At 70.8% G+C, this 17,352-nt stretch carries 13 protein-coding genes; 5 read left to right on the forward strand and 8 right to left on the reverse strand.

Annotation, left to right across the window (positions count from 1 at the left end):
- Positions 1-24: 24 nt before the first annotated feature.
- The 3 genes from aspS to P3T39_RS19380 are packed head-to-tail and all read right to left on the reverse strand — an operon-like array spanning position 25 to position 3,811.
- A complete protein-coding gene (aspS, locus tag P3T39_RS19370; RefSeq protein ID WP_280699401.1) occupies positions 25-1,833 on the reverse strand; it encodes an aspartate--tRNA ligase in 1,809 nt (602 codons plus the stop codon).
- On the reverse strand, positions 1,830-3,092 hold the full coding sequence (gene hisS / locus P3T39_RS19375; protein WP_280699403.1) for a histidine--tRNA ligase: 1,263 nt from the start codon (positions 3,090-3,092) through the stop codon (positions 1,830-1,832). Before hisS ends, aspS begins: the two co-directional genes overlap by 4 nt.
- A gap of 11 nt (positions 3,093-3,103) precedes the next feature.
- Positions 3,104-3,811 (reverse strand): MBL fold metallo-hydrolase, encoded by a 708-nt coding sequence (locus P3T39_RS19380; protein ID WP_280699405.1) that lies wholly within the window; start codon positions 3,809-3,811, stop codon positions 3,104-3,106.
- Positions 3,812-4,126: 315 nt separating this feature from the next.
- Here P3T39_RS19380 and P3T39_RS19385 point away from each other — a divergent pair, with 315 nt between their 5' ends.
- Together P3T39_RS19385 and P3T39_RS19390 are read left to right on the forward strand one after the other, a co-directional pair.
- On the forward strand, positions 4,127-4,963 hold the full coding sequence (locus tag P3T39_RS19385) for a peptidylprolyl isomerase (RefSeq protein ID WP_280699407.1): 837 nt from the start codon (positions 4,127-4,129) through the stop codon (positions 4,961-4,963).
- A 260-nt stretch (positions 4,964-5,223) separates the two neighbouring features.
- Complete coding sequence (locus P3T39_RS19390) at positions 5,224-6,453, forward strand: DUF349 domain-containing protein (RefSeq protein WP_280699409.1); 1,230 nt, start codon at positions 5,224-5,226, stop codon at positions 6,451-6,453.
- 126 nt (positions 6,454-6,579) lie between these two features.
- Here the strand turns inward: P3T39_RS19390 and P3T39_RS19395 are convergent, their stop codons facing one another.
- Together P3T39_RS19395 and P3T39_RS19400 are read right to left on the reverse strand one after the other, a co-directional pair.
- Positions 6,580-7,365, reverse strand: coding sequence for a hypothetical protein (locus P3T39_RS19395; RefSeq protein ID WP_280699411.1), 786 nt, complete (start codon positions 7,363-7,365; stop codon positions 6,580-6,582).
- Between the two features lie 70 nt (positions 7,366-7,435).
- Positions 7,436-9,907, reverse strand: coding sequence for a bifunctional (p)ppGpp synthetase/guanosine-3',5'-bis(diphosphate) 3'-pyrophosphohydrolase (locus P3T39_RS19400; RefSeq protein WP_348534360.1), 2,472 nt, complete (start codon positions 9,905-9,907; stop codon positions 7,436-7,438).
- A 157-nt stretch (positions 9,908-10,064) separates the two neighbouring features.
- Between P3T39_RS19400 and P3T39_RS19405 the strand changes: the two genes are divergently transcribed.
- The 3 genes from P3T39_RS19405 to P3T39_RS19415 are packed head-to-tail and all read left to right on the forward strand — an operon-like array spanning position 10,065 to position 13,677.
- Positions 10,065-10,583 carry a 2Fe-2S iron-sulfur cluster-binding protein gene (locus P3T39_RS19405; RefSeq protein WP_280699414.1) on the forward strand — a complete coding sequence of 173 codons (519 nt, stop codon included), beginning with the start codon at positions 10,065-10,067 and terminating at the stop codon, positions 10,581-10,583.
- Positions 10,580-11,590 (forward strand): FAD binding domain-containing protein, encoded by a 1,011-nt coding sequence (locus P3T39_RS19410; RefSeq protein WP_280699417.1) that lies wholly within the window; start codon positions 10,580-10,582, stop codon positions 11,588-11,590. Before P3T39_RS19405 ends, P3T39_RS19410 begins: the two co-directional genes overlap by 4 nt.
- Positions 11,587-13,677, forward strand: coding sequence for a xanthine dehydrogenase family protein molybdopterin-binding subunit (locus tag P3T39_RS19415; RefSeq protein WP_280699419.1), 2,091 nt, complete (start codon positions 11,587-11,589; stop codon positions 13,675-13,677). Before P3T39_RS19410 ends, P3T39_RS19415 begins: the two co-directional genes overlap by 4 nt.
- 78 nt (positions 13,678-13,755) lie before the next feature.
- Here the strand turns inward: P3T39_RS19415 and P3T39_RS19420 are convergent, their stop codons facing one another.
- From P3T39_RS19420 to secD, 3 genes are read right to left on the reverse strand one after another with little or no spacing between them, the layout of a single operon-like run.
- Positions 13,756-14,307, reverse strand: a complete 552-nt coding sequence (locus tag P3T39_RS19420; RefSeq protein ID WP_280699421.1) for an adenine phosphoribosyltransferase — start codon at positions 14,305-14,307, stop codon at positions 13,756-13,758.
- 23 nt (positions 14,308-14,330) lie between these two features.
- Positions 14,331-15,434: a protein translocase subunit SecF gene (secF, locus tag P3T39_RS19425; RefSeq protein WP_280699423.1), complete on the reverse strand. Its 1,104-nt coding sequence runs from the start codon at positions 15,432-15,434 to the stop codon at positions 14,331-14,333.
- A gap of 4 nt (positions 15,435-15,438) precedes the next feature.
- Positions 15,439-17,136: a protein translocase subunit SecD gene (secD, locus tag P3T39_RS19430; protein WP_280699687.1), complete on the reverse strand. Its 1,698-nt coding sequence runs from the start codon at positions 17,134-17,136 to the stop codon at positions 15,439-15,441.
- Between the last annotated feature and the right edge of the window lie 216 nt (positions 17,137-17,352).

The following is a 17,352-nucleotide window of genomic DNA, read 5'->3' on the forward strand; positions in this document are numbered from 1 at the left end:
CTTCGTCGGTCCGCTCTGGAGAGCTCAGCCCTCGTCCGAGGTCTCGGACTTGGCCTCTTCACGGACCTTGGCCTCTCCCGCAGTCCGGGGCTGCGCGTCGACACCGGCCTCCCGGCGCTGCGCCGGGGTGATCGGGGTCGGGGCGCCGGTCAGCGGGTCGCCACCGGTGGAGGTCTTCGGGAAGGCGATCACGTCCCGGATGGTGTCGTACCCGCCGAGCAGGGTGACGATCCGGTCCAGGCCGAAGGCGACGCCACCGTGCGGCGGCGGGCCGTAGTTGAAGGCGTCCAGCAGGAAGCCGAACTGCGAGGTGGCCTCCTCCTCGGAGAGCCCGATCGCGTCGAAGGCCCGCTTCTGCACGTCCCGCTGGTGGATACGGATCGAACCGCCGCCCAGCTCCGAGCCGTTGAGGACCAGGTCGTAGGCGTTGGAGAGCGCCCCGCCCGGGTCGGTGTCGAAGGTGGCGAGCGACTCGGCGGTCGGCGCGGTGAAGGGGTGGTGCACCGCGTGCCAGCCTTGGAACTGGCCCTTGTCGTCCTCGATCGGCTCGAACATCGGGAAGTCGACCACCCAGAGGAAGGCCCACTTCGACTCGTCGATCAGGTTGCAGCGGCGGCCGATCTCCAGACGGGCCGCACCGAGCAGCTCCTGCGAGGCCGCCTTCTTGCCGGCGGCGAAGAAGACCGCGTCGCCCGGCTTGGCACCGGCAGCGGCGGCGAGGCCGGCCAGGTGCTCCTCGGAGAGGTTCTTGGCGACCGGGCCGCGCAGCTCGCCGGTCTCGGCGTCCACCAGGACGTACGCCAGGCCCCTGGCGCCGCGCGCCTTGGCCCAGTCCTGCCAGGCGTCCAGCTGCTTGCGCGGCTGCGAGGCGCCGCCGGGCATGACGACCGCACCGACGTACGGGGCCTGGAAGACGCGGAACTCGGTGCCCTTGAAGTACTCGGTGAGGTCGGCGAGTTCCTGCCCGAAGCGGACGTCCGGCTTGTCGGAGCCGTAGCGGGACATGGCGTCCGCGTAGGTCATCCGGGGCAGCGGGTTCGGGATCTCGTAGCCGTGCACCTCGCGCCAGATGGCACCGATGATCTTCTCACCGAGGGCCAGGATGTCCTCCTGGTCCACGAAGGACGCCTCGATGTCCAGCTGGGTGAACTCCGGCTGCCGGTCGGCGCGGAAGTCCTCGTCGCGGAAGCAGCGGGCGATCTGGTAGTAGCGCTCCATGCCGGCCACCATCAGCAGCTGCTTGAACAGCTGGGGCGACTGCGGCAGCGCGTACCAGTGGCCGGGCTGGAGGCGGACCGGGACGAGGAAGTCGCGGGCGCCCTCGGGGGTGGAGCGGGTGAGGTACGGCGTCTCGATGTCGAGGAAGTCGTTCTCCTCCATCACCCGGCGGATGACGTTGTTGACCTTGGAGCGCAGGCGCAGGCCCTTGGCCGGGCCCTCACGGCGCAGGTCGAGGTAGCGGTAGCGCAGCCGCACCTCCTCGTTGACCGTGCCGGGCTCGTACTCGGCGACCGGGAACGGCAGCGGGGCGGCCTCGGAGAGCACCTCGATCTCGCTCACGACGACCTCGACGGCGCCGGTCGGGATCTCCGGGTTCTCGTTGCCCTCGGGACGGACCCGGACCTCGCCGACGACCTTGACGCAGTACTCGGCGCGCAGGCCGTGCACCGAGTCGAGGTCGCGGACCACGATCTGCACGGTGCCGGAGGCGTCGCGCAGGTCGATGAACGCGACACCGCCGTGGTCACGGCGGCGGGCGACCCAACCGGCCAGGGTGATGGTCGTTCCGGCGTGCTCCGCGCGGAGCGTGCCCGCGTCGTGCGTGCGGATCACAGCTGCTTCTCCTTCAGGGTGGATACGAGTGCTTCGAGGGCGACGGGGGTCTGCTCGCCGGTGGTCATGTCCTTCAGCTGGACGACGCCTTCGGCGAGGTCTCGGTCCCCGGCAACCAGGGCGAAGCGGGCCCCGGAGCGGTCGGCGGACTTCATCGCGTTCTTGATGCCCTTGACGCCGAAGGCGAGGTCGGTGGCGACGCCGGCCCGGCGCAGCTCGATCACCTTGGCGAAGAGCACGTTCTTGGCCTCCTCGCCGAGCGCCACGGCGTAGACCGAGGTACTGGCGGGCAGGTCGAGGACGACGCCCTCGGCCTCCATGGCGAGGTAGGTGCGGTCCACCCCGAGGCCCCAGCCGACGGACGGCAGCGCGGGGCCTCCGAGCATCTCGGACAGCCCGTCGTAGCGGCCGCCGCCGCCGATCGCGGACTGCGCACCGAGGCCGTTGTGCACGAACTCGAAGGTGGTGCGGGTGTAGTAGTCGAGCCCGCGGACCAGCTTGGGGTCGTCCACGAAGGCCACCCCGGCAGCGGTGAGCAGCTGGCGGACCTGCTCGTCGTAGGCCTTGCAGTCCTCGCAGAGGTAGTCGCGCAGCATCGGCGCGTCGGTCAGCTGGGCCTGCACCGAATCGCGCTTGTCGTCCAGGACGCGCAGCGGGTTGATCTCGGCCCGGCGGCGGGTGTCCTCGTCCAGCTCCAGGCCGGTCAGGAACTCCTGCAGGGCGGCGCGGTAGACCGGACGGCACTGCTTGTCGCCGAGGCTGTTGATCAGCAGGCTGTAGTTGCTCAGGCCCAGCGAGCGGAAGGCGTCGTCGGCCAGGATGATCAGCTCGGCGTCGAGCGCCGGGTCCTCGGCGCCGATCGCCTCCGCGCCGACCTGGGCGAACTGGCGGTAGCGGCCGGCCTGCGGGCGCTCGTAGCGGTAGAAGGAGCCGGAGTACCAGAGCTTGACCGGCAGGTTGCCCAGCTTGTGCAGGTTGGCCTGGAGCGCGGCACGGACCACCGAGGCGGTGCCCTCGGGGCGCAGCGCGAGGTCCTCCTTGCCGCGCTTGGTGAGGGAGAACATCTCCTTGGTGACGATGTCGGTGGACTCGCCGACACCGCGCGAGAAGAGCTTGACGTCCTCGAAGACCGGCGTCTCGATGTAGCCGTAACCGGCCCGGCGCAGCGGCGCCGAGAGACGCTCGCGGATCGCCAGGAAGGTCGCGGAGCTGGGCGGCAGCAGGTCGTAGGTGCCCTTGGGGGCGGTGAAGATGCTCAACTTCTCTTCCGTCACATTCCTCGTCGCGGGGCAGCCGGAGCGTCCGCCGCTCCAGCCGCCTGCTTGAGGTAGGGGTTGGTGGCGCGCTCACGGCCGATGGTCGTCTGGGAGCCGTGGCCGGAGAGGACCACGGTGGCGTCGTCGAGGGGCAGGCAGACCCGGGCCAGCGACTGCATGATCGCCGCGGCGTCACCACCCGGGAGGTCCGTGCGCCCGATGGAGCCGGCGAAGAGCAGGTCGCCCGAGAACAGCACCGGAGGGATGTCGTTCTGCGAAGGCGTCCTGAAGGTCACCGACCCCCCGGTATGGCCGGGGGCATGGTCGACGGTGAGCCTCAGACCGGCCAGTTCCAGGACGCTGCCGTCCTTCAACTCCCGTACGTCGTCCGGCTCTCCGACCGTGATCGAGCCCATCAGCTGCTGGCCGAGCGAGCGGCCGAGCGCGCGCTCGGGGTCGGCGAGCATGTAGCGGTCCTCGGGGTGGATCCAGGCCGGGACGTTCCGGGCGCCGCAGACCGGCACCACCGAGGCGACATGGTCGATGTGCCCGTGGGTGAGCAGCACCGCGACCGGCTTGAGCCGGTGCTCGCGGATCAGGTCCTCGACGCCCCGGGCCGCCTCGTGGCCGGGATCGACGATCACGCACTCCTCGCCGGCCGCCGGGGCGACCAGGTAGCAGTTGGTGCCCCAGGCTCCGGCTGGAAATCCGGCGACGAACACGCGAGATCCTCTATCAATCGGGTGGCGGTGCCCCTGACTCAAGTCGTCACCGCTGGTCTTACCGCAGCCTACCGGCGGCACGGCACCGGTTGCGAACCAGATGGCGGTGAGTCTGCCCCGAGCCCGACCGGCGGTCGCGGGCGCGGGTCGCTCCAAGGAGCCGCGGAAATCGTGACCGCCGACTTTCACGGTTGATCCCGTACTTACGGACGAGGTCCTTACACTTGGCCGCCATTGGGTGCGATGATCCGAATCGACGTTCCCGAGAAGTCCAACGCCCGACATCATCAAGCACGACATCAGGAGACACGGCCGGTGGTCACCAGCGAACAGCGGCGGCGGCAGCTCGCCCGCGAGAAGTACGAGCGGCAGATGGAGCGCCGGGTCGAAGCCCAGCAGAAGGCCAGGCGCCGAAACGCCATCGTCAGCGCCGCCGTCGTGGCCGTCGTGGTGATCGCTGCGGGCGGTGCCTGGGCGGGCGGCGCCTTCGACGCCAAGAACACGTCCAAGGACCAGACGGCGCAGGCCGCGCCGACCCCGACGGCTCCCATGACCCCCACCGCTGCGGCGAAGCCGGTCAAGGGCTGCACCGACCCGGCCCCCGGCCAGCCGAACGGCAAGCAGTGGAAGACCGAGCCGGCGATGTCGATCGACACCAACGCCAAGTACACCGCCACGCTGGACACCAGCTGCGGCAAGGTCACCATCGACCTGGACGCCGCCAAGGCGCCGCACACGGTCAACTCCTTCGCCTTCCTGTCCGGCGAGAAGTACTTCGACCACGTCAAGTGCCACCGCCTCACCACCGCCGGCATCTACGTGCTCCAGTGCGGCGACCCGACGGCCAGTGCCACCAACCCCGGCGGATCGGGCGGCCCCGGCTACCAGTTCGCGGACGAGAACCTGACCGGTGCGACCTACCCGGCGGGCACGGTGGCGATGGCCAACTCGGGCCCCGGCACCAACGGCAGCCAGTTCTTCCTGGTCTACAGGGACACCCAGCTGCCCCCGAGCTACACCCCGTTCGGCAAGATCACCGGCGGTCTCGACGTCCTGACCAACATCGCCGCGGGCGGTGTCCAGGGCGGTGGCGGCGATGGCGCACCGGTCGCCAACGTGGTCCTCAACTCCGTTACCACCGACAAGAGTTGATCCAACTCGGCGCTGCGCCCCGGCCTGTCTGGAAGCGGCCGGGGCGCAGCGCCGCAGAAATCGCCCGGCCCGGATGCGGACAGCACCGGCGCTGGTCGCCTATGTTGCTGTTGTATAGGGTGCCCTGACCGTCGGCCGTCACCCTCGGCGCACAACTCGACGGCTCGGACGGCGGACTCCATCGGTCCGCCGCACATCAACTGTGGACGACGTACGCGCACCACACTCCCGTGGGCGCGACGTCATGTGGAGGAGGCGCTGTGAGCAGCGACCCGTGGGGCCGTGTCGACGAGCAGGGGACCGTCTACGTCAGGACGGCCGAGGGCGAACGCGTCGTCGGCTCCTGGCAGGCGGGCTCCCCCGACGAGGCCCTCGCCTACTTCGAGCGCAAGTACCAGGGCCTGGAGGCCGAGATCGGCCTGCTGGAGCACCGCGTCCGCAAGACCGACCTGGCCGCCAAGGACGCCCAGACCGCGCTGGAGCACCTGCGCGAGCAGGTGGTCGAGGCACACGCGGTCGGCGACCTGGCCTCGCTCGCCAAGCGTCTCGAAACGCTGAGCGGCGAGATCGAGTCCCGGCAGGCGGAGCGCAAGGCCGCCCGCGCCAAGGCGCAGGACGACGCCCGCACGTCCAAGGAGAAGCTGGTCGCCGAGGCCGAGCAGCTCGCCGAGTCCACCCAGTGGCGGGAGGCCGGCGACCGGCTGCGCGCGCTGGTGGACACCTGGAAGGGCCTGCCGCGTCTGGACCGCAAGAGCGACGACGAGCTGTGGCACCGCTTCTCGCACGCCCGCTCGGTGTTCTCCAAGCACCGCAAGGCGCACTTCGCGACCCTGGACGCGGAGCGTGAGTCGGCCCGTACGGCCAAGGAGAAGCTGGTCGCCGAGGCCGAGGCGCTCTCCAGCTCCACCGAGTGGGGCGACACGGCAGCCGCCTACCGCGACCTGATGGCGCAGTGGAAGGCCGCCGGGCGCGCGCAGCGGGACGCCGAGGAAGAGCTGTGGGCCCGGTTCCGGGGCGCGCAGGACGTCTTCTTCCAGGCCCGCGCCGCCGCCTTCAGCGAGCGGGACGCCGAGCAGGGCGAGAACCAGAAGCTGAAGGAGACCCTGCTGGTCGAGGCCGAGGCGATCCTGCCGATCACCGACCTCAAGACCGCCAAGGCCGCGCTGCGCGACATCAGCGAGCGCTGGGAGGCGATCGGCCATGTACCGCGCGACGCCCGGCCGAAGCTGGACGGCCGGCTGAACGCGGTCGAGCGGGCCATCCGCGAGGCCGAGGACGCCGAGTGGAAGCGCTCCAACCCGGAGGCCAAGGCCCGTGCGGCCGGTATGACCGGTCTGCTCCAGGCCGCCGTGGACAAGATCCAGGGCGACCTGGACAAGGCCCGCGCCGCCGGCAACGCGAACAAGGTGGCCAAGCTGGAGTCCGAGCTGGCGGGCCGCCAGGCCCTGCTGGACCAGGCCCAGAAGAGCCTCCAGGAGTTCAGCGGCTGACCCTGCGCCCCTACGAACGGGCCCTCGACCCCTACGTGGTCGGGGGCCCGTCGCGCAGCCACCCACCAGGGGCCGCCCTTCAGGGGCGCGAGGAACTGCGCGAACCCCCCACAGCCCCGCGCCGGGTCAGACGCTCGTCGGAGAGGCGCCGGGGCTGGTGAGCTGGCCGAGTTGGTCGACGTCGATGCTCTGGTCCGGGCGGGGGGTCGTGGGCGAGACCGGCACGGTGAAGTCCTTGAAGTCCAGTGTTTCGCCGCCGACGCCGCCGGCCCGGTCGAAGTGCAGCGGGTAGGGGCTGCCCAGCATGGCCACGGCGAGCGTGCCCTTCTCCGGCCCCTTGGCACCCAGCACCGTGGCCGCCGGTGTGCCGTTCACCGTGCTCTGGGGACCACCGCTCAGCGAGACGCCCTGCGGGTTCAGCGAGTCGGCGAGGGCCGACAGGTCGCAGACCGAGCCGAGCACGCCGTAGTCCGGGTTGGCGCTCGTGGTCTTCAGGTATCTGTCTCCGATCAGGGCGGACGCCGCCGCACCGCCGTGGTTCTGCCAGAAGGCCTGGTCGGGCTTGATCCAGAGTTGGTCACCCACCTTGATCAGCTGGAAGGTACCCAGACTGGTGACGCCCACGGAGCCGGTGCAGTCGCCCGCGACGTCCATCGACAGGTCGAGGGTCACCACCACGGTGCCGTCGTCCAGCCGGCCGTTGACGTGGGCCGCCTGTCCCTGCTTGAGCGCGTTGATCGAGGCTGTGACGATGTCCTTCGGCGGCAGCTTCTCGACGCCGTTCGGCGTGGGTGACGCCGAAGCGGCGGCGGAGATGCCGACCGCTGCCGGGGTGCGATCGCCGCACCCCACGGTTCCCGCCGTCAGAGCGGCACAGGCGAGTACGGCCAGAGTCGTCAGCTTGAGGTTCATGGGGCCTCCCGTCGCTGCGATCGTTCATCACAGCCTCTCGCTACGGGAGGCCCCATGCACCTCGGACGGGCTACTTCCGACCTGAGGTGACCCGGTAGACGTCGTACACGCCCTCGACGCCGCGGACGGCCTTCAGGACGTGGCCCAGGTGCTTCGGGTCGCCCATCTCGAAGGTGAAGCGGCTCATCGCCACCCGGTCGCGGGAGGTCTGGACCGCCGCCGACAGGATGTTGACGTGCTGGTCGGAGAGCACCCGGGTGACGTCCGAGAGCAGGCGCGAGCGGTCCAGCGCCTCGACCTGGATGGCCACCAGGAAGACCGAGGACTGGGTGGCGGCCCACTCGACCTCGATCATCCGCTCGGGCTGCTGGGTCAGCGCCTCGACGTTGACGCAGTCGGAGCGGTGCACCGAGACACCGTTGCCACGGGTGACGAAGCCGACGATGGGGTCGCCCGGCACCGGTGTGCAGCAGCGGGAGAGCTTGACCCAGACGTCCTCGACGCCCTTGACGATCACACCGGGATCGCCCTTGGCCCGACGGCGGGCGGCCCGGCCCTGGGTGGTCGGGGTGGCGGTCTCGGCGAGGTCGTCGGTCGCGCCCTCCTCGCCGCCGAGCGCCTGCACCAGCTTCTGGACGATGTTCTGCGCCGCGACATGGCCTTCGCCGATCGCCGCGTAGAGCGAGGAGATGTCGGGGTAGCGCATCTCGTGCGCCAGGGTGACCAGCGAGTCCCCGGTGAGGATGCGCTGGATCGGCAGGCCCTGCTTGCGCATCGCCCGCGCGATGGCCTCCTTGCCCTGCTCGATCGCCTCCTCGCGGCGCTCCTTGGAGAACCACGCCTTGATCTTGTTCCGGGCGCGCGGCGACTTGACGAAGCTCAGCCAGTCCCGGGAAGGACCGGCGTTCTCCGCCTTGGAGGTGAACACCTCGACGGTGTCACCGTTCTCCAGGGTGGACTCCAGCGGCACCAGCCGGCCGTTGACCCGCGCCCCTATGCAGCGGTACCCGACCTCGGTGTGCACCGCGAAGGCGAAGTCCACCGGGGTGGCACCCGCCGGGAGCGCTATGACATCACCCTTGGGGGTGAAGACGAAGACCTCGTTGTTGGAGAGGTCGAAGCGCAGCGACTCCAGGAACTCGCTCGGGTCCTCGGTCTCCTTCTGCCAGTCCAGCAGCTGCCGCAGCCAGGCCATCTCGTTGACGGCCCCGGCCTTGTCGTCCTTGCGCACCTGGGTCGGCGTGTCGGTACGGACCTTGGAGGCACCGGCCACCGCGCGCTGCTTGTACTTCCAGTGGGCGGCGATGCCGTACTCGGCCCTGCGGTGCATGTCGAAGGTGCGGATCTGGAGTTCGACCGGCTTGCCGCCGGGACCGATCACCGTGGTGTGCAGCGACTGGTACATGTTGAACTTCGGCATCGCGATGTAGTCCTTGAACCGCCCCGGCACCGGGTTCCACCGCGCGTGGATGGTGCCCAGCGCCGCATAGCAGTCGCGGACGGTGTCGACCAGGACCCGGATGCCGACCAGGTCGTAGATCTCGGCGAAGTCGCGGCCTCGCACGATCATCTTCTGGTAGACCGAGTAGTAGTGCTTCGGACGGCCCGTCACCTGGGCGGTGATCCGAGCCCCCTTCAGATCGCCCTGCACCTGGTCGATCACGGTGGCCAGGTACTCGTCCCGCTTGGGCGCCCGCTCGGCCACCAGACGCACGATCTCGTCGTACATCTTGGGGTAGAGGATCGCGAAGGCGAGGTCCTCCAGCTCCCACTTGATGGTGTTCATACCCAGCCGGTGCGCCAGCGGGGCGTAGATCTCGAGCGTCTCGCGGGCCTTCTTCTCCTGCTTCTCCCGCTTGAGATAGCGCATGGTGCGCATGTTGTGCAGGCGGTCGGCGAGCTTGATCACCAGGACGCGAGGGTCCTTGGCCATCGCGACGACCATCTTGCGCACCGTCTCGGCCTGCGCGGCCTCGCCGAACTTGACCCGGTCCAGCTTGGTGACACCGTCCACCAGCAGGGCCACCGAGTCGCCGAAGTCGCGGCGCAGCGTCTCCAGGCCGTAGTCGGTGTCCTCGACGGTGTCGTGCAGCAGCCCGGCCATCAGGGTCGGGGCGTCCATGCCCAGCTCGGCCAGGATGGTGGCCACGGCGAGCGGGTGGGTGATGTACGGGTCGCCGCTCTTGCGCTTCTGGCCCCGGTGCCACTTCTCGGCCACGACGTACGCGCGCTCGATGTCGCGCAGCAGCGCCGGGTCGGCCTTGGGGTCGTTGGCCCTGATGGTGCGGAACAGCGGCTCCAGCACCGGGTTGAGCACCGTGCCGCGCTGGCCGCCGAAGCGGGCCAGACGGGCGCGCATACCGCCGGAGGAGGGAAGCCTGGATGCAGCGGGCGGTCCCGGACGTACCGGGCTGGCCCCCGAGGGCGTGGGCCGGCTGTCAGGGGCTGCGGCCTCGGCCGTGGGCTGGGCCTCGTCGGGCAAGGACACTCCTCGGGGCGCGGTGTCTTCCCTTCGCGCGAGAGGGAAGGGATGAATCTTCATGGTACCGAGCCCGGGATCAGGACGTTCGACCACCCGGCCCGCGATCCGGGACCCGGCCCCGGGTCCGGTCAGGTGAAGTCCGCCGTGCCGCGGTGTCGTGACGCCCGCCGCGGGGAACGCCCCACCGGCCGCCGGACGCCGAGGGAGGGCCACACCCATGGAGTACACGTTCTCGACCGAGGTCGCGCTGCGGGTCAACGGGGAGGATCATGCGCTGCTGCTGGACAACCGCTCCACCCTGCTGGACGTGCTGCGCGAGCGACTCGGGCTGACCGGCGCCAAGAAGGGCTGCGACCACGGACAGTGCGGCGCCTGCACCGTACTGGTGGACGGCCGGCGGATGAACAGCTGCCTCCTGCTGGCGGTCGCCCAGCACGGTCGCTCGGTCACCACCGTCGAGGGACTGGCCGAGGGCGACACGCTGCACCCCGTCCAGCAGGCTTTCCTGGACCACGACGCCTACCAGTGCGGATTCTGCACACCCGGCCAGATCTGCTCGGCAGTCGGTGCGCTGGCGGAGGCGCGGGCGGGCCGGCCGAGCGCGGTCACCGATCCGGCCGAGGACCCTCCGGTGCCCCTCGACGGACCGGAGATCCGGGAGCGGATGAGCGGCAACCTGTGCCGGTGCGGCGCCTACCCCGGCATCGTACGCGCCGTCATGGAGGCCGCCTCGTGAAGGAGTTCGCCTACCACCGCCCCACCGACGCCGCCTCGGCCGTGGCCCTGCTCGCCCAGTCGCCCGGCGCCCGCTACCTGGCCGGCGGTACCAACCTGGTCGACCTGATGAAACTCGGGGTGGAGACCCCCGATCTGCTGGTGGACCTGGGCGCGCTGCCGTTCACCACCGTCGAGCCGCTGACCGACGGCGGCCTGTGCATCGGGGCGGGCGTACGCAACAGCGACCTCGCCGCCCACCCGTACGTCCGCGCCCACCACCCCGTGCTGTCGCAGGCCCTGCTGTCCGGCGCCTCGGGACAGCTGCGCAACGCCGCGACCGTCGGCGGGAACCTGCTGCAACGGACCCGCTGCCTCTACTTCCAGGACGTCACCAAGCCCTGCAACAAGCGGCTGCCCGGCACCGGGTGCCCCGCCCGGACGGGCGTCCACCGGGACCTGGCCGTCCTCGGCGCTTCCGGGCACTGCGTCGCCACTCACCCCTCCGATCTGGCGGTCGCCCTCGCCGCGCTGGACGCCACCGTCGACACCCTCTCGGCAACCGGGCCGCGCACCCTGTCCATCAACCGGCTGCACCGGCTGCCCGGCAACCATCCCGACCACGAACACCGCCTGCTGCCCGGCGAGTTGATCCTCTCCGTCGGGCTGCCCGCGCCCGCGCCGGACACCAGGTCGGGGTACCGGAAAGTCCGCGACCGCGCCTCGTTCGCCTTCGCCCTCGCCTCGGCCGCCGCCGTCCTGGCGGTCGAGGACGGCCGGGTCACCCACGTCGCACTGGCCCTCGGCGCGCTGGCCGCCAAACCCTGGCGGGCCACGACGGCAGAGCAGGCCCTGCTGGGCGGCCCGGCGACCGAGGCGGCCTTCGGCCGCGCACTCGACCTGGAGCTCACCGCCGCCGAGCCGCTTCCCGGAAACGGCTTCAAGGTCCCGCTGGCCCGCAATCTGGCCACCCGCCTGCTGACCGACCTGGCCACCGGCGAGCAGGCACCGCGACGGGAGACCCGATGACCGACCCGAAGGCCGCTCTCGGCGCACCGCTGGCCCGGCTCGAAGGCCGCGACAAGGTGACCGGCCGGGCCCGCTACGCCAACGACCACACGCCACCCGGAAGCGTCTTCGCCTGGCCGGTGCCGGCCACCGTGGCGCGCGGCGAGATCACCGCGATCGACGACCGACAGGCACTGGCCCATCCGGCGGTCCTCGCCGTCCTCACCCACCTGAACGCACCACCCCTCGCCGAAGCCGAGGATCCCACCCTCGCCCTGCTGCAGTCGCCACAGGTCGCCTACCGGGGCCAGTACGTTGCCCTGGTGGTCGCCGAGACGTTGGAGGCCGCCAGGACGGCCGCCGCCGAACTCCGTATCAGCTACCGGTCCGAGCGCCATGACGTCGTCCTGACGGACGATCACCCCGGAATCTACGCACCCGAGCTGGCGAACGCCGGGTACCCGGCCGACCGGGAGCGCGGCGACTTCGACACCGCCTTCGAGAGCGCCGAAGTCCGCACCGACGCCGTCTACCGGATCGGACCGCTCCACAACCATCCGATGGAACCCCATGCCGCCACCGCCGTATGGGACGGCGACCGGCTCACGGTGTACGACTCCTGCCAGGGCGGCAACAGCGTCCAGCAGACACTGGCCACCCTGTTCGCGCTGCCGCACAGCCAGATCCTGGTGATCAGCGAACACGTCGGCGGCGGCTTCGGCTCCAAGGGCACCGCCCGCCCGCAGGCCGTCCTCGCCGCGATGGCCGCCAGGACCGTACGGCGGCCGGTCAAGCTGGCCCTTCCCCGCGCGCAGCTCTGTGCCGTCGTCGGCCACCGGGCGCCGACCGTCCAGCGGGTCAGGCTGGCCGCCCGCTCGGACGGGCGGCTGCACGGAGTGGCCCACGAGGTGCTCACCCGCAGCTCCACGCTGAGCGAGTTCGTCGAGCAGGCCGCCGTACCCGCCCGGGTGATGTACGCGTCGCCGCACAGCCGCACCACCCATCGCGTGGTCCGCCAGGACGTCCCCGCCCCGTCGTGGATGCGGGCGCCCGGCGAGTGCCCCGGCATGTTCGCCCTGGAGTCGGCGATGGACGAGCTGGCGCAGGCCTGCGGCCTGGACCCGATCGAGCTGCGCCTGCGCAACGAGCCCGAGCTCGAACCCGACAGCGGCCGGCCGTTCAGCAGCCGCCATCTCACCGACTGCCTGCGCGAGGGGGCGCGGCGCTTCGGCTGGTACCCACGGGACCCCGAGCCGCGCCGTCGCAGTCGGGGCCGCCTGCTGATCGGCTCCGGGGTCGCCGCCTCCACCTACCCCGTGTACGTCGCGCCGTCCAGTGCGGAGGTCCGAGCCGAGGCCGACGGCTCCTTCACGGTGCTGATCAACGCCACCGACATCGGGACCGGCGCCAGGACGGTGCTGGCGCAGATCGCCGCGCACGTGCTGGGTGTCGCCACCGACCGGGTGGGGGTGGAGATCGGGCGCAGCGATCTCCCGCCTGCCTCACTGGCCGGCGGCTCCAGCGGCACCGCCTCGTGGGGGTGGCCCGTCCACCGGGCGGCGACCGCGCTGCGCGAGGACCTGGCCCGGCACGGCGAGGTTCCCGCCGGTGGGCTGGCGGCCCGGGCGGCCACGGGCGCGGAGGACCTCGCGGCGAGCCGGTCCTTCGCCCGGCATGCCTTCGGGGCCCAGTTCGCCGAGGTGCAGGTGGACATGGACACCGGCGAGACCAGGGTCCGCCGGCTGCTCGGGGTGTTCGCCGCCGGGCGCATCCTCAACCCGCGGACCGCACGCGCCCAGCTGCTCGGCGGGATGATCATGGGCCAGTCCATGGCACTGTCCGAACACAGCACCCTGGACCCGGAGTTCGGCGACCACGCGGAGCGGGACCTCGCCTCGTACCAGGTGGCCGTCCATGCGGATGTGACGGACGTTCAGGCGTACTGGATCGAGGAGGAGGACCCGCACCTGAACCCGATGGGCTCCAAGGGCATCGGCGAGCTCGGCATCGTCGGCACCGCCGCCGCCATCACCAACGCCGTCCACCACGCCACCGGCATCCGAGTCCGCGACCTTCCCGCCACCCCGGACGTCCTGCTGGGCCGGTGACCGGTCAGCCCCTCGACCCCGGGAAAACTCGCAGGGGCGGCGACCACGGAAAGTGATCACCGCCCCTGCGAGGTGTTCTCAGACCAGGACGAGCGCCTCCAGCGGGGCGCCGCCGAGGTGCTCGGTGAGCCGCTCACGGCCGGGCAGGAAGCCCAGTTCCATCAGCACGACCACGCCGGCCAGCTCGGCGCCGGTGCGCCGGACCAGGTCCAGCGAGGCGCCGAGGGTGCCGCCGGTGGCCAGGACGTCGTCGACCACCAGCACCTTCTCCCCCGGGACGAAGGCGTCGCACTGGACCTCCAGCGTCGCGGAGCCGTACTCCAGCTCGTACGACTGGCCGTACACCTCGCCGGGCAGCTTGCCCTTCTTGCGGATCGGCACGAAGCCGAGCCCGGCCGCATAGGCGGCCGGGGCTGCCAGCACGAACCCCCGCGCCTCCAGACCGACCACCTTGGTCGCGCCGAGTGCCTTGGCCCGGCCCGCCAGTGCGTCGGTGAGTGCCGCGAAGGCCACCGCGTCGGCGAGCAGCGGTGCGATGTCCTTGAACAGCACACCGGGCTTCGGGTAGTCGGGAACGTCCCGGATCCTGCTGTTCAGCAGCTCGGCAAGGGCAAGGTCGGCGACGGTCACGGGGGTTCCTCTACGGCGTGGGATCAGTGCTTGCCGGACGGGCGGCCCTTGGAACGGGACCGCCCGGTCGGCTGGTTGCGCTGTCCGACCATACCCGCTGTCACTTCGTCCTCCACGGCCTGCGCTGCGGCATCCTCGGGGGCCTCGGCGGCCGCCTTGGCGTCGGCCTCGCGGCGGGTGAGGACCTTCTTGGCCAGCGCCCGCATCTCCGGGGTCTGCTCCTTGAGCTGCGCGTACAGCGGGGTGGCCACGCAGATGGAGGAGTAGGCACCGGCCGCGAGACCGATGAACAGGGCGAGCGAGATGTCGTTCAGGGTGCCGGCACCGAGCAGGCCGCCACCGATGAACAGCAGTGCGGCGACCGGCAGCAGGGCGACCACGGTGGTGTTGATGGACCGCACCAGGGTCTGGTTGAGGCCGTGGTTGGCCGCCTCGCTGAAGGTCTGCTTGTTCTGCTTGGTGATGCCCTTGGTGTTCTCCTTCACGGTGTCGAAGACGACGACCGTGTCGTAGAGCGAGTACCCGAGGATGGTCAGGAAGCCGATCACGGTGCCCGGGGTGACCTCGAAGCCGACCAGGGCGTAGACGCCGATGGTGATCAGGAGGTCGTGGATCAGGGCGACCAGCGCGGCGAGGGCCATCCGCCACTCGAAGGCGATGGCCAGGTAGACCGTCACCAGCACCATGAAGATCACCAGGCCCAGCAGGGCCTTCTGGGAGATCTCATGTCCCCAACTGGGGCCGATCACCTGGGCGTTGATGTCCTGGGTCGGGACGTTGAGGTCCTTGGAGAGGCCCTCGATGAAGGCGCTCGCGGGGACCTTCTCCTCGGAGCTGACCTGGATCTTGACCTCACCCTTGCCGGTCGACTGCACCAGTGCGGTCGAGTCGTGGGTGATCTTGTTGGCGACGTCCTGCGCCTGGGAAACCGTGAGCCCGGGCTTGGTGACGGTGTAGACCGAACCACCCTTGAACTCGATGCCCAGATGCAGACCCAGCGCCAGACCGACCGCCGCGAGCAGCACGATCACGCCGGAGATGCTGTACCAGAGCTTGCGCCGGCCGACGAAGTCGAAGCTGACCTCGCCCTGGTAGAGACGGTGGCCGAGATTGCCGAAGCGTGACATGGCGTCAGGCCTCCTTCGCGGCAGCAGTGGCGGAGCGGCGACGGCTGCCCCGGATCGGCGGGCGGGCGCCCAGACGCTTCGGGTCCAGACCGGACCACGGGTGGCCCTCGGAGAAGAACTTCCGGCGGGCCAGCAGGGTGATCAGCGGCTTGGTGAAGAGGAAGATCACCACGATGTCGAGCAGGGTGGTCAGACCCAGGGTGAAGGCGAAGCCCTGCACCTTGCCGACCGACACCACGTACAGCACGGCGGCACAGAGGAAGGACACGAAGTCCGAGACCAGGATGGTGCGGCGGGCCCGCGGCCAGGCGCGCTGGACGGCCGGGCGCAGCGGGGCGCCCTCGCGGACCTCGTCGCGGATGCGCTCGAAGTACACGATGAACGAGTCCGCGGTGATACCGATCGCGACGATGGCGCCGCAGACGGCGGGCAGGTTCAGCGCGAAGCCGATACCGGCGCCGAGCAGGGACATGATCGCGTAGGTGAGCACCGCGGAGACGACCAGACCGGCGATGGAGATCAGACCGAGACCGCGGTAGTAGACCAGCGAGTAGAGGACCACCAGCAGCATGCCGATCGCACCGGCGACCAGACCGGCCTGGAGCTGGTCACCGCCGAGCTGCGGGGAGACGGTGGTGACGTCGCTCTTCTCGAAGGTGAGCGGCAGGGCGCCGAAGCTCAGCACGTTGGCCAGGCCCTTGGCCTGGTCCTGGGTGAAGCTGCCGGAGATCACCGCGTTGCCGCCGGCGATCGACTGGCTGACGTACGGGTGGGAGACGACCCTGCCGTCCAGCACGATGGCGAACTGGTTGGCCGGGGAGGCCTGGGTGGCCAGCTTGCCGGTGGTGGAGGCGAACGCCGTGGAACCGGTGTTGTTGAAGCCCAGCTGGACCTGCCAGCCGGACCCGTTCTGGGTGTCGAAGTACGCCTGGGCCTTGGAGACGTCCGCGCCGCTCACGGCGACCGGGCCGAGCGCGAACTTGTACCAGACGCCCTGCTCCTTGTCGTAGCTGCAGGCGACCGAGTTCTTGCCCGGGTCGGTCTGGTAGTCCTTCTGCTGGGTCTGCGCCGAGCAGTCCATCGCGGCGAACTGCTGCTGCAGCTCGGGCGGGACGGTGCCCTGGGTGAGCGCGTTGGCCATGTCGGCCGCGGACGGGGCGCTCGGAGCCGCGCTCGGAGCGGTGGGCGGCGTGGCACCCGCGCTGGACGAGGCAGCGGCCGAGGCGGAAGCGGTCGGGTCGGCCTTCAGGGCGTCGCTGACGGCCCGGCCGGCCTTGCTGGCGCTCGCGGACGGCGAGGCGGAGCCGCTGCCGGCAGCGGCGGAGGAGGACGGCGCGGCGGACGGCGAACCGGTGCCGGTCGCGCTCGGGGTGGCCGACGGGGTGGGAGCCTTCACGCCCGTCGGCGCGAGGGCCAGCACCGGACGGAAGTAGAGCTTGGCCGTGGTACCGACCTGATCGATCGCGGCCTGCCGGTCACCGCCGTTGGGGATGTTGACGATGATCGTGTCGTTGCCCTGCGTCTGCACCTCCGCCTCGGAGACACCGAAAGCGTTGACACGCTTCCCCATGATCCCGACCGCGACGTCCATGTTGGACTTGTTGATCGCGGCCTTGTCCTCCGACTTGGCGGTCAGCGTGATGCTGGTGCCACCGGCGAGGTCGATCCCGAGACGAGGCGTCTTGTGGCCCGTCCAGAACATGAGGGCGACCAGTCCGACGGTGACCGCCAGGATCAGGGCCAGCGCCCGTCCCGGGTAACCGTCGCGCGGACGCGACTTTGGTGTTGCCACCTTGCTCGTTTCTCCCTGTCCATGCCGCCGCCCACCGGCCCGGTCCGGCTTGTGGCGGGACAGGGACGGGAGGCGCGGCGGCCCTGAGGTCCTCTGTGGGCTCGCGGCTGGTGCCGCTTCGACCGG

Source organism: Kitasatospora sp. GP82 (assembly GCF_029892105.1).
GTDB lineage: Bacteria > Actinomycetota > Actinomycetes > Streptomycetales > Streptomycetaceae > Kitasatospora.